Below are 11,683 nucleotides of genomic sequence, written 5' to 3'. Positions count from 1 at the left end.
AAGCATGACTCGTGAAGTGACCGTCCGCGCGCCTGGCAAGCTGAATTTGCAGCTTTCCGTGGGGCCTAAGCAGGACGACGGCTATCACCCACTCGCGACGGTCTTCCAGGCGGTGGACCTGTTCGAGACAGTCACCGCCTCTGCGCGCGATGATGACCGTTATGTCCTCGAAATGACCATGCTGCCCACCGTGAAGGCCGACCCAGGCGCGGTTCCGCTCGATGAGACGAATCTGGTGATGAAGGCAGCGCGTGCGGTGGCCGCCAAGTACGGCATCACCGACGGCGTCAACCTGCGCATCGTCAAGGGGGTGCCGGTGGCTGGCGGCATGGCTGGTGGAAGCGCTGACGCAGCCGCGGCGCTGCTGGCCTGTGCCGAGGCCTGGGACGTGGGTGCGACGCGCGACGAGCTGGACGAACTAGCGGCGGGGCTTGGAGCGGACGTGCCCTTCGCCCTGCACGGCCACACAGCGGTCGGTCTGGGCCGCGGGGATGAACTGTCTCCTGCAATGACTCACGGCGAGTTTCACTGGGTGTTTGCCACGCAAGGACACGGGCTCAGCACACCCGCGGTCTATGCGGAGTTCGACCGCCAGGTGGCGTCAGGGGAGCGTGTTGCGCGTGCGCCGCATCTCTCCGATGCCGTGATGAGCGCGCTGATGGCAGGAGACCCGCGTGCCCTCGGGTCAGCGTTGGTCAATGATCTTCAAGGGCCGGCGTTGGCCCTTGCCCCGCACCTGAAGAAGACGTTGGCTCTTGCACGCGATGCCGAGGCGCTGGGAGTGATGATCTCCGGTTCGGGGCCCACAGTGGCGGCATTGGCCCGCTCACGCCAGCATGCCCTAGCAATTGCCGCGCATATCTCCGCAGTCGGGGACGCCGACGCGGTGCTGACAGTGAGCGGCCCGGCCCCGGGTGCCACGGTGATGGGGTAGTCGCCACCCTGCCGCACCGACTGCGAGCGATCCCTCACGTGCGTGCGCCGCTAGGGGAACATCCCGGCCGCCACTCTGTTGGTCCGATTTCGCACGTTCTGGCGTGCTTCGGCGCCCTGTTGGTCCAATTTGGCTCAGGGCCGCCTGGCAAGCAATCAGTCGACGATAACTCTGGGCCTGCTGAACTCGGGCCCACCGACCATGGGTGCTTGACGCCGCTATGCGGGGTTCCGGGTCAGATGGGACCAACAGGGCGCAGCAGTCCCAGGGTTCGTGCCAAATCGGACCAATACGGGGGAGGGCGGTCGCTTGTTAGGCCTGCTTATTGAGCGCGTCGCGGATCTCGATCAGCAGCTCGACCTCGGTGGGTCCATCCTCGACAACGGGCTCGTCCTTCGCCTTCCGGCGCTCCGCGAGGCGGTTCAGCGGCACAACGATAATGAAATAGATCGCAACGGCGACGGCCAGGAAGTTGAAGAGCGCCTGGAGAACCACACCAATACTAAATTGCGCGTCGTTGATCATGAAGTTGCCAACACTGGCGAGGTTCGGCTGGCCGAAAATTGCGGCGATGAGTGGGTTGATCAGCCCTTCTACAATTGCACTGACTACTGCCGCAAACGCAGCGCCAATAACAACGGCGACAGCAAGGTCGACTACATTGCCGCGAGTGATGAAGTCCTTGAATCCTTTGACCATGGTGCGGTTCTCCTTGGGTGATGAGATGAGAATGTGCTGGTTCACACGCTAGCGAACTCTGCAGGAATTGGCGATGTGCACCGCGAGGCAATTTTGTGAACGCAGGTCTTTACTCGAGGACCGCTGCGAGGAGGTGGTCGGTCGAGGTTGCACAGAGGGGTGGGGAGTGGGCGGGGCGTCCGACTATCTGTCGTCGAACTCGCCTTGACTCGACGGGAGCTGTGGTTGCTGGTCGAAGTCGGAGAGTCCGTTCCAGGCGAGGTTTACGATGTGCGCGGCGACCTCTTGCTTGGATGGCTCGCGGACCTCGGCCCAGTGCTGGCCCGTAAGCGCGACCATCCCCACGAGCATTTGCGAGTAGATCGGTGCAACGGCAGGGTCCAGTCCACGCTTGATGAACTGCCCAGCGAGCAGACCTTCCACCTGGGTCGCAACGTCGCCGATCAGCGAGGAGAAGGTGCCGGTGGTTTGCGCGACGGGGGAGTCACGCACCAGAATGCGGAATCCGTCGGGGCTGTCCTCGATGTATGTGAGCAATGCCATAGCCGCGCGTTCCACGTGCTGCTTGGGGTGTCCGCGCTGCGCTAGCGCCTGCGTGAGCGCGCCGGTCAGGTCCCCAACTTCACGGTCGACGATCACAGCATAGATGCCTTCCTTGCCGCCAAAGTGCTCGTATACCACCGGCTTTGATACGTCTGCCCGCAGGGCGATCTCCTCGACTGAGGTGCCGTCAAAGCCCTTCTCGGCGAATAGCGACCGGGCCACGTTCACCAGTTGCTCGCGGCGATCACGCGCGGTCATCCGGGCGCGGGGGGCCTTCTTGGGTTCGGTGCTCACGTACATAGTGTGCCGTGAATCCTGGCAGACTGTACGCCGTGGGGGCGTGAGTCCCTCGGTCCGCCCTAGTGTAACGGCAGCATGCAGGCCTTTGGAGCCTTGCGGTACAGGTTCGAATCCTGTGGGCGGAACACCCCGCGCACGAGCTAGATTGCGTCCGGAGCGACGCGAGCAACCGTGCGCGCCAGGTAGGGTAGGGACATCAATCGCAACCGCCCCACTGGGGGCGAGACGAGGGGGGCCGGTGAGCGACACCCGACCCGTAGCCGTCATGATTCTTGCGGCCGGTGCCGGCACACGCATGAAGTCATCGACACCCAAGGTTCTTCACGAAATAGGCGGCCGTTCGCTCGTGCATCACGCGCTCGTAGCGTCCGCCGCACTCGAGCCGCAGCGCACAGTCGTGGTGGTGCGTCATGACCGTGACCGCGTCGCCGCTCACATCCATGAGATCGCGCCTGATGCGCTGATCGCCGACCAGGACGACGTCCCCGGCACTGGCAGGGCGGTCTTCTGCGGTCTTAGTGCGCTGGACACCACCGCCATCGCGGCGGCTGTCGCGGGCGGCGCTGTGGGGGACCGGACGGTTCTCGATGCCCAGGCCGATGGTGCCATCGTCGTGACCTCGGGCGACGTTCCACTTGTTGACGGCGCACTTCTCCAGGCCCTCGTCGAGGCTCACCAGGCTGCCGGCAACGCTGCGACCGTGCTGACCGCAGAAGTCGCTGTCCCCAAGGGTTACGGCCGCATCGTCCGAGGCGACGACGGTGCCATTCTTGGAATCGTGGAGGAGAAGGATGCCTCCGACGCCCAGCGCGCGATCGCCGAGATCAATGCCGGCATCTATGTCTTCGACGCAGCGACGCTGCGCGACAGCCTCGCTCACGTCGGGCAGGACAACGCCCAGGGCGAGGTGTATCTCACCGACGTGCTCGCCCTCGCCCGGGAGGCGGGTGGCCGCGTGGGAGCCATGATCGCGCCCGATGCTGCCGCCGTTGAGGGTGTTAACGACCGGGTTCACCTGGCACAGGCCGCCACGGCCATGAACCGCCGCATTGTCGAGGGCTGGATGCGCGAGGGCGTCACCGTCCAGGATCCGGCGACCACGTGGATCGACTCGGACGTGATGCTCGCGCCTGATTCCACGCTTCTTCCCGGTACGCAACTCAAGGGCGCGACCACCATCGCAACCGGCGCCGTCATCGGTCCGGACACCACGCTTACGGACGTCGAGGTAGGTGAGGGTGCCACCGTCATCCGTAGCCACGGCACGCTCGCCGTGATCGAGGCCGGAGCAACGGTGGGCCCCTTCTCGTTCCTGCGCCCAGGCACTCAGCTGGGGGCGGACGGCAAGATCGGCGCGTTCGTCGAGACCAAGAACGCCAAGATTGGTGCCGGCTCCAAGGTGCCGCACCTCAGCTACGTAGGCGACGCCACAGTGGGCGAGGGCACCAACATCGGCGCCGCGACCATCTTCGTCAACTACGACGGCGTCAATAAGCACCACACCAACGTGGGAAGCCACGTGCGCATAGGCTCGGATAACACGCTCATTGCGCCGCTGACTATAGGCGACGGCGCGTATTCGGGCGCGGGAACCACGATTCGTCATGACGTGCCCGCGGGGGCGCTCGCGATCAATAGTTCACCGCAGCAAAACGTGGAGGGCTGGGTCCAACGACGCCGGCCCGGCACACCATCGGCCGATGCCGCCGCACGCGCTGCGGAGGCGACAGGCACTCTTGACGGGTTATCGTCGGGAGCACAGGAGGAGCGCGCCTCCGCGGCCGCCGACACTAAGGGAGAAGAATGACCGCCGTTATCTCGAACTCGAGCGAGCGACGCCTGGTGCTGGCCGGAGGCCGGGCTCACCCGGACCTCGCGACCGCCGTCGCCAAGCAGATGGACATCGAACTCCTCCCCACCACGGCGTATACCTTCGCCAACGGCGAGCTGTATGTGCGCTTTGGGGAGAGTGTGCGCGGCGCTGACTGCTTTGTTTTGCAGTCGCACGCAGCTCCCATCAATGAGTCCATCATGGAGCAGCTCATCATGGTTGACGCCATGAAGCGCGCCTCCGCTAAGGCCATCACCGTCATCATGCCTTGCTACGGCTATGCGCGTCAGGATAAGAAGCACAAGGGCCGCGAGCCCATTTCGGCCCGCCTCATGGCCGACCTCTTCAAGACGGCCGGCGCTGACCGCATCATGTCAGTCGACCTGCACACTTCGCAGATTCAGGGATTTTTTGACGGCCCCGTGGACCACCTGTGGGCCATGCCCTTGCTCGCGCAGTACGTGCGCACCCGTGTCGCCTCGGACAACCTCACCATCGTCTCCCCTGACGCTGGCCGTGTGCGACTGGCCGACCAGTGGTCGGACTACCTCGGTGCACCGCTCGCCATCATCCACAAGCGTCGCGACCCGTCCGTGCCCAACCAGGTCAAGGTTCACGAGCTCGTGGGTGAGGTGAAGGGCCGCACGTGCGTCCTGGTGGACGACATGATTGACACTGGTGGAACCATTGTGCAAGCTGCGGAGGCGCTGTTCGAAAACGGCGCCAAGGATGTCATCGTGACCTCCACGCACGGCTTGCTGTCCGGCCCGGCCGTGGACCGTCTGCGCGACTCGGGTATCTCCGAGGTCGTCGTCACGGACACCCTGCCCATCAGCGAGGACAAGCAGTTCGACAAGCTCACGGTGCTGTCGATCGCCCCGCTAATCGCCCGCGCAGTGCGCGAGGTCTTTGACGACGGCTCGGTCACCAGCCTGTTCCAGGGCAACGTCTAGCGCCCAGTACGCTGCGGGCGTTGAGCCCGCAGCGCGCGCTAGCCGAGTAGGTCTTGCGTTGCCTTCACGTCAAAGCGGAATACATCGGCAAGATCGATACCCCGAACCGAGTCATCGGCGTAGTAGGCGATGCCCCATTCCTCAATGAAAGACTGATCTGCGAACGTGCACGGCACAAAGACCGTGTCGATGGGATCGTCTGTGTTGACCATCCCGCCGCCGGATGCATCGTCTCCGAATGATGAGGCGCCGCCAATTTGCGCGCAGAGTGCCGCTGCTGGATTGCCGCTGGGTTTGCCTTCTGGCTGAGTCTTGGCCAAGTACGCGAGGGCCGCGAGCGTGGGCTGTTCGCTGTAAAGCGTGGTGAGGTCGACGTAGATGCGGGAGTCGTCATCGCCGAGCGTTTGGAAGCGGCACACGGAGGTGGCGTCGCCGAGTTCCACCCAGGACGACTGATCGTTGTTGGTTCCGAAAGTGGGCTGACGCTCCTGAACCTCGCCCCCTTGATCGGTGCAGTAGCCTTCAGCGGCACTAGCGTTCGAACTGGAGTCAGTGCCAGCAGACGAATCGGCCGTGGGCGACGGGTTCGTGTCGCCTTCAGCGGAGCAGGCCGCCACAGACGTCGCAACCACAAGTGCAGCGGTGCCAGCGAGCAGAGGGCGGACGATCTTTTCCAGAAGTGACACGGTCTCTCCAAGGGTCGATAGCAAAAAATTCTGGTGCCATGCTAGCGCTAGGTCCACGGAGGGCAGGCTCTGACACCACGACGTCGAACCAGGTTGGTGGTCTACCGGGGTTCCATATCGCGCGTATGTGGCTGGGACCTTTTCCCGGCTACCTCGTTCGGGGCGCGCGTGGGAAGCCAGTTCCACGCGATGATCGCGCAGGTGGCGCCGATTCCCAACCCCACTACGACATCGGTGGGGTGGTGCATGCCGCGATACACGCGTGACAGCGCCATTCCGATGGGTATCAACACGCAGATGATCTGCACGGTGACGCGCAGCCACACGTTCTGGATGCGCGTCGCGCACAGGGCCACGGCTAGATACACGCTGGTGGTCGCACCGGTGTGGCCACTGGGGAAACTTGAGGTAGGTGCCGCTTGGTCCAACTGCTCGACGTCCGGACGTTCACGCCCAATCAGCAGCGATGTGGTGAGGAAGATGCTTACTTGAACGGTGAGTGAGATGGCGGGCACAATGGCGAACCACCACATCCGCGACTGCCACCAGATGAACAGCACAATGACGGCACACGTCCCCATCAAGATGGGGGTGTTGCCCATCGAGGAGATGAAGTGCGTGACCGTGTCCCACTGGTCACTCCTCGCATCGACAAACGACTCGCTGAGCGCACTCTCGTCCAGTTGGAAGACGTCGACGATGAGGAAGCCAACTCCAGCAACTGCTACCCACAGCACGATGCTGGGTAGCAAGACGCGCTTCAGAAGGCCGCGGCCTACCTCAGCGCCAGTGGGCGCAATCGTCCCAGGTCCCGGTCCTAGCATCGGCTACATCCTTGCGTAACGCGCGCGAGCAAACGAGTACAGGCCGTAGGCCGCGAACCCGATGCCCACCAGCACCACGAGAATTGGTCCGCCCGGTGCGCCAAGCAGCGTCTCCACCGCGCCGTCCAGGCCCTTGGCCTTGTCCGGGTCGGCGGTGATAGCAGCATAGGTGAAGAGCACGCCTACCACGCCAAGCGCGGCGCCCTTAGCGATGTACCCGACGGTTCCCAGGGTGCGCACGGCCTTGGACAGTTCGCGGCCGCCGGTGGCCGCGAGGTCTTGAAGGAACTTCTTGGTCCACCCCTTGTGGACGTGATAGACCGCGCCGGCGATGATGCCGAGGCCCACGGCACCCACTAGGAAGCGTCCAGCCGGTGCGGACATGAGGCTACTGGCGAAGCCCTCGCTTTGCTCGTCGCCATCGGAGCCTCCGGAGCCCATCGCAATGGAGATGGTCGTGAAGGCAAGCGCCCCGTACAGCACTGCCTTGCCGGCAGCCTTGGCGCGGTCCTTCGCTTCTTGACCGCGGTGGAAGACGTCCGCGAGCTGCCACGCGCCGAGCGCGATGAAGGCCATAGCAGAGATCCATAGGATCACGTTGCCGAGGGGGGCATCGCCGATGCTGCTGAGCGCTGTGCTTTGGTCGGCCTCGCCGCCAGAGCCAAAGCCGATCTTTGCGACGATGAAGCCCAGGAAGATGTGCAGTACGCCAGAGACGAAGTAGCCGCCACGGGCCGCCGTCTCCCACGCGTCACCGCTTTTGCCACTTCGGGCCTGAGAACTCTTATTGTTTGCCATGTCTCCAGACACTACACGCGAGCGCCCACAATGTGGCGTTGCCGGGGCCCCTTAAAAGCGGGTAGACTTGCTCAGTTCCTCGGCGAGGCTGGGCCCCCTGCGGCTTGGCGTTATCGACGCGGCAGATGCTTAAGTGGCCCCTGTCTCGCCCCGGCCACCATCTGACGTCACCAGGAGAATCAAAATGTCTGACAAGCTGAAGCTTGCCGCGGAAGTCCGCACCCAGTTCGGTAAGGGCTTTGCCCGTCGCGCACGCGCCGCCGGCAAGATCCCCGCAGTCCTTTACGGTCACGGCGGAGAGCCCGCGCACGTCCTGCTCCCCGGTCACCAGACCATGATGGCGCTCAAGCACCAGAACGCACTGTTCACCATCACTATCGAGGGCGAAGAGCCTCAGCTCGCGATCGCCAAGGACGTCCAGCGTGACCCCGTTCTGCAGATCATCGAGCACATCGACCTGCTGCTGGTCCGCAAGGGCGAGAAGATCACGGTTGACGTGCAGGTTCACCTCGAAGGCGAGTCCGCTCCCGGCACCATTCACGTGCTCGAGAACTCGTCGCTGTCGATCCTCGCAGAGGCCACGAACCTCCCCGACTCGGTTACCGTGTCGATCGAGGGCCTCGAAGAGGGCGCCAAGGTCACCGCTGGTGAGGTCGACCTCCCCAAGGGTAGCGAGCTCGCCGGCGACCCCGAGCAGCTCATCGTCGCGATCACCGTTCCTCGTGCCTCCGCCGAGGACGAGCAGGTTGAAGAGGAAGTGGCTGCAGAGGCCGCTGCTCAGGCACTTGAGTCGGAAGAGAACGACTCGTAGTCGTCTCCCAAACTCACCCGCTTTCAACGAAGCCCGTCACCTCGGTGGCGGGCTTCGTTGTGTGTGGGTGACGGTGATCGGTAGCCTCTGCACCACAATGCGCCTTGTGGCGCTGGCTCAACCTGACCGCTGTCCGAGGCGTTAGGCTCATCCATTAGTGTCGCAGCGCCCGTCGCCTCCCGCGGCGGGCGCTGCGCTTTCCCGTCGCAATGGTCAAGGATGTGTCACATGAGTGCGCTAGTGATTGGGCTGGGCAACCCCGGCCCCGAATACGCGGAAACCCGCCACAACATCGGCCAGATGGTCATCGCCGAACTGGCCCGTGCTGGCGGCGCGTCGCTGTCAGCCAACCGCAAGGTGAACGCGCGCGTCGCTCAGGTGCGCATCGGTGGCATCGGCCCTGCGGGAGTCTCGGCAACGGTCGCCACCCCGTCTTCGTATATGAACGTCTCTGGCGGGCCAGTGAGCGCACTCGCGAAGTACCTGTCGGTCGAGCCCACCGAGGTGGTGGTGGTTCACGACGAGCTGGACATTCCTTTCGGCACGATCAAACTTAAGCGCGGCGGTGGGTCAGGCGGCCACAACGGGCTGAAGGACATCACCAAGGCGCTCGGCACGCCGGACTACGTGCGCGTGCGTGTCGGAGTGGGCCGCCCGCCAGGACGCATGGACGCTGCGGCCTTTGTTCTTAAGGCGTTCAGTTCGACCGAGCGCAAAGAATTGCCAATGCTGATTAGCGACGGCGCGGATGCCGTGGAGGCCGTAGTAGTCGACGGCCTGGAGGCCGCGCAACTGCGCTTCCACACCAAGTAGCGGCAGGTGACCTAGGCGCAACCTTCTGAGTGGCGCAACTGCGGCAGGCGGCCGGACCTCACCGACGTGACCACTCCATTGCCGTCCGTCTCAAAGAGGATTCCTTCACCAGCCTGCTCGGTCCACAGGCGCTCACCGCGGGGAACGTAGAGCGAATCCTCGCGCTGCAGATCACTGCCGTAGACGGACTCGACATCGGCCTTGGTTGAACCCACGCCAAGGCCCTCGGCGGTGGTGGGGAAGGCCGAGTCGGTCTGTTCGTACGGGTCAACCATGTAGACGTCCACTGGTCCGTCGATGCCCTCGCTGGCGACCAGTACCGACATCGAGGTCAGCGGCTGGTCGGGTCCGAGCAGCCAGGCTCCGCAAGCACCACCGAAGGCCTGCTCGGATTCCTTGATGTCCGCTGAGTAGTCCACCCCAGTGACCGTACTGACCTCTGCGGGGGTCATGTCGACAGTGAGGGGGCCAATGCCGCTGGGTGTGATGGTCCACGTGGCAGGGTCACCATAGTCAGTTGGCGTAGGTGCGCTGTCCGTGGCGCTGGCGCTCGGCGAGGGACTGGCAACGGGGGTTTCGGGCGGTGCAGACATGCTTGCCGCAGGAGTGGGTGCTACGACTGTCGATGAGGGCGCGGCGGACGGCGTCGCACTAGGCGACGCCGTGGGCGAGCCGTCGGAACCGCATCCGACCAGTGCGAAAGATGCGATCGCTAGGATCGCCGCTGAAAGACGAAAGTGGGCCATGTGGCCAGACTAACAGCGGCAAAATTCCTCCGCTTTGAGATGGCGTTGACGCCGGGCCCCTCGGCCGGGCGTCGTGCGGGGTCGTGTCGAGGATTGCCTTGCGCATCAGCGGGGGAGGAGGTCTGAGATCTAACGATGCATGATGCGCGCGAGAAACTCCTGCGTCTCGGGGCGCTCCGGTGCGCTGAAGATCTGCTCGGGGGTTCCGGTCTCGAGAATGCGGCCACCGTGCATGAAGACGATGCGGTCGGCCACCGTGCGCGCAAAGGACATCTCGTGCGTCGCGATCAGCATGGTGGAGCCGCCCTCCTTGAGGTCGCGGACCAGGTCTAGCACTTCGCCCACGAGCATGGGGTCGAGTGCTGAGGTGATCTCGTCGAGCAGGAGCAGCTCGGGGTCAGTCATGATGGCGCGCACTATTGCGACGCGCTGTTGCTGACCGCCGGAGAGGCGATCGGAGTACTCGTCGACCTTGTCTCCAAGTCCGAACTTCTCGAGCAGCGCTACGCCCTTGGCGCGGGCCTTGGCGGCGGGCCATTTGTGAACCCGACGCGCGGCGAGGGTCACGTTGTCGATGACCTTCATGTGAGGGAACAAGTTGAATTGCTGGAACACCACGCCAATGCGCGCGCGGGCCTTGTCGACGTCAGTGCGGGGGTCCGTGATGTCGTCGCCGCTCAGGATCACCTGGCCGTCGTCGACCTGTTCGATGAGGTTGATGGTGCGCAGCAGCGTGGATTTTCCGGAGCCGGAGGCGCCAATGAGTACCACAACGTCGTGTTCCTCGAGTGTGAGGTCCACGCCCTTGAGCACCTCGACGTCGCCAAAGCGCTTCCACACGTTGTTCAGTTTCAGGACGCTCATACGGTGCCTCCGGACTGTTCGCGGCGGGCCATGCGCGCGGAGATGTGATCCGTGACGCGGATGACGGGGAAGGACAGGGCCACGAACAGTAGCGCGGCGACGACGTAGGGCGTGAAGTTGAAGGACTGCGCCACCTCGATTTGTGCGGCGCGGACGGCGTCCACGGCGCCCAGGACGGAGATGAGTCCCACGTCCTTCTGCATGGACACAAAGTCGTTCATGAGCGGCGGGATCACCTTGCGCAGGCCCTGGGGGATGACCACCACGCGCAGCGTCTCCGCGTGGGTCAGGCCGAGCGAGCGGGCGGCAATGCGCTGCGAGGGGTGCACTGCCTCCATGCCGGCGCGCAAAACCTCGGCGACGTACGCCGAGTAGCACAGGGTGATGGCGATTCCGCCCCAGACGCCAGCGGGCAAGCGCGGGAAGATTTCCAGTGCGGGAATGCCGAAGCCCACCAGGAACAGCACGATCAGCACGGGCACGCCTCGGAACAGATCGGTGTAGATGGTGGCGAGGGCACGCAGAGGGAACCAGACGGGTCCGCGCAGTGACCGAATTACGGCCAGCCCGGTGCCCAGTACCGCGACGCCGATGGTCGCAAAGAACAGCACCCGGATGTTGAGCCACAGACCCTGGAGTACCGCAGGCAAGCTCTCCTTTGCCACGGAGAGGTCAAAGAAGGTGGCCTTGACGCTCTCCCACCCGGGCGTGTTGATAAGAACGAGGGCGATTACGCCCACAAACAGGATGGTCGAGACGATCGCGATGAGGACGGAGCGCCCCGAGGCCTTGCGGCGGTGTTGTCGCCGCGCAAGCTCGAGTTCGCTGGGAGCCCAGGTCACCTGGGGCACTCCGTCCGTCACGTCTGTCTCACTTCTTTA

At 64.2% G+C, this 11,683-nt stretch carries 13 protein-coding genes and 1 tRNA gene; 6 read left to right on the top strand and 8 right to left on the bottom strand.

Annotated features, from left to right (window positions below; translation table 11 throughout):
* The first annotated feature begins 4 nt into the window (after positions 1-4).
* On the top strand, positions 5-934 hold the full coding sequence (locus tag AOP77_RS03130; RefSeq protein WP_062209224.1) for a 4-(cytidine 5'-diphospho)-2-C-methyl-D-erythritol kinase: 930 nt from the start codon (positions 5-7) through the stop codon (positions 932-934).
* 312 nt (positions 935-1,246) lie between these two features.
* Here the strand turns inward: AOP77_RS03130 and mscL are convergent, their stop codons facing one another.
* Together mscL and AOP77_RS03120 are read right to left on the bottom strand one after the other, a co-directional pair.
* On the bottom strand, positions 1,247-1,678 hold the full coding sequence (gene mscL / locus AOP77_RS03125; RefSeq protein WP_369345397.1) for a large conductance mechanosensitive channel protein MscL: 432 nt from the start codon (positions 1,676-1,678) through the stop codon (positions 1,247-1,249).
* A gap of 138 nt (positions 1,679-1,816) precedes the next feature.
* Positions 1,817-2,434, bottom strand: a complete 618-nt coding sequence (locus AOP77_RS03120) for a TetR/AcrR family transcriptional regulator (RefSeq protein ID WP_062211390.1) — start codon at positions 2,432-2,434, stop codon at positions 1,817-1,819.
* 95 nt (positions 2,435-2,529) lie between these two features.
* Here AOP77_RS03120 and AOP77_RS03115 point away from each other — a divergent pair.
* The 3 genes from AOP77_RS03115 to AOP77_RS03105 all read left to right on the top strand — a co-directional run bounded on the left by AOP77_RS03115 (position 2,530) and on the right by AOP77_RS03105 (position 5,260).
* Positions 2,530-2,601 (top strand) — tRNA-Gln (locus AOP77_RS03115).
* Between the two features lie 113 nt (positions 2,602-2,714).
* Entirely contained in the window at positions 2,715-4,283 is a 1,569-nt protein-coding gene (gene glmU / locus AOP77_RS03110; protein WP_084622232.1) for a bifunctional UDP-N-acetylglucosamine diphosphorylase/glucosamine-1-phosphate N-acetyltransferase GlmU, read from the top strand.
* Positions 4,280-5,260 carry a ribose-phosphate diphosphokinase gene (locus AOP77_RS03105; protein WP_062209219.1) on the top strand — a complete coding sequence of 327 codons (981 nt, stop codon included), beginning with the start codon at positions 4,280-4,282 and terminating at the stop codon, positions 5,258-5,260. Before glmU ends, AOP77_RS03105 begins: the two co-directional genes overlap by 4 nt.
* 38 nt (positions 5,261-5,298) lie before the next feature.
* On the opposite strand, the gene AOP77_RS03100 is transcribed toward AOP77_RS03105, so the two are convergent.
* The 3 genes from AOP77_RS03100 to AOP77_RS03090 all read right to left on the bottom strand — a co-directional run bounded on the left by AOP77_RS03100 (position 5,299) and on the right by AOP77_RS03090 (position 7,568).
* The gene (locus AOP77_RS03100) at positions 5,299-5,946 is read right to left on the bottom strand and encodes a hypothetical protein (protein ID WP_062209216.1); all 648 of its coding nucleotides are present in this window, start codon (positions 5,944-5,946) and stop codon (positions 5,299-5,301) included.
* A 101-nt stretch (positions 5,947-6,047) separates the two neighbouring features.
* The gene (locus tag AOP77_RS03095; RefSeq protein ID WP_084622230.1) at positions 6,048-6,770 is read right to left on the bottom strand and encodes a phosphatase PAP2 family protein; all 723 of its coding nucleotides are present in this window, start codon (positions 6,768-6,770) and stop codon (positions 6,048-6,050) included.
* 3 nt (positions 6,771-6,773) lie between these two features.
* Positions 6,774-7,568, bottom strand: coding sequence for a DUF1206 domain-containing protein (locus tag AOP77_RS03090; RefSeq protein ID WP_062209213.1), 795 nt, complete (start codon positions 7,566-7,568; stop codon positions 6,774-6,776).
* Positions 7,569-7,752: 184 nt separating this feature from the next.
* Between AOP77_RS03090 and AOP77_RS03085 the strand changes: the two genes are divergently transcribed.
* Positions 7,753-8,379: a 50S ribosomal protein L25/general stress protein Ctc gene (locus AOP77_RS03085; RefSeq protein ID WP_062209210.1), complete on the top strand. Its 627-nt coding sequence runs from the start codon at positions 7,753-7,755 to the stop codon at positions 8,377-8,379.
* 219 nt (positions 8,380-8,598) lie between these two features.
* Positions 8,599-9,192 carry an aminoacyl-tRNA hydrolase gene (gene pth, locus AOP77_RS03080; RefSeq protein ID WP_062209206.1) on the top strand — a complete coding sequence of 198 codons (594 nt, stop codon included), beginning with the start codon at positions 8,599-8,601 and terminating at the stop codon, positions 9,190-9,192.
* Between the two features lie 11 nt (positions 9,193-9,203).
* Here the strand turns inward: pth and AOP77_RS03075 are convergent, their stop codons facing one another.
* From AOP77_RS03075 to AOP77_RS03065, 3 genes are all read right to left on the bottom strand, one after another.
* Positions 9,204-9,785, bottom strand: a complete 582-nt coding sequence (locus tag AOP77_RS03075) for a hypothetical protein (protein WP_160300032.1) — start codon at positions 9,783-9,785, stop codon at positions 9,204-9,206.
* A 282-nt stretch (positions 9,786-10,067) separates the two neighbouring features.
* A complete protein-coding gene (locus tag AOP77_RS03070; RefSeq protein ID WP_062209200.1) occupies positions 10,068-10,802 on the bottom strand; it encodes an amino acid ABC transporter ATP-binding protein in 735 nt (244 codons plus the stop codon).
* Positions 10,799-11,665 carry an amino acid ABC transporter permease gene (locus AOP77_RS03065; RefSeq protein ID WP_062209197.1) on the bottom strand — a complete coding sequence of 289 codons (867 nt, stop codon included), beginning with the start codon at positions 11,663-11,665 and terminating at the stop codon, positions 10,799-10,801. Before AOP77_RS03065 ends, AOP77_RS03070 begins: the two co-directional genes overlap by 4 nt.
* Positions 11,666-11,683: the final 18 nt, after the last annotated feature.

The sequence above is a fragment of the Demequina oxidasica genome, assembly GCF_000975115.1.
GTDB lineage: Bacteria > Actinomycetota > Actinomycetes > Actinomycetales > Demequinaceae > Demequina > Demequina oxidasica.
This window is presented reverse-complemented; position numbering and strand designations above follow the sequence as displayed.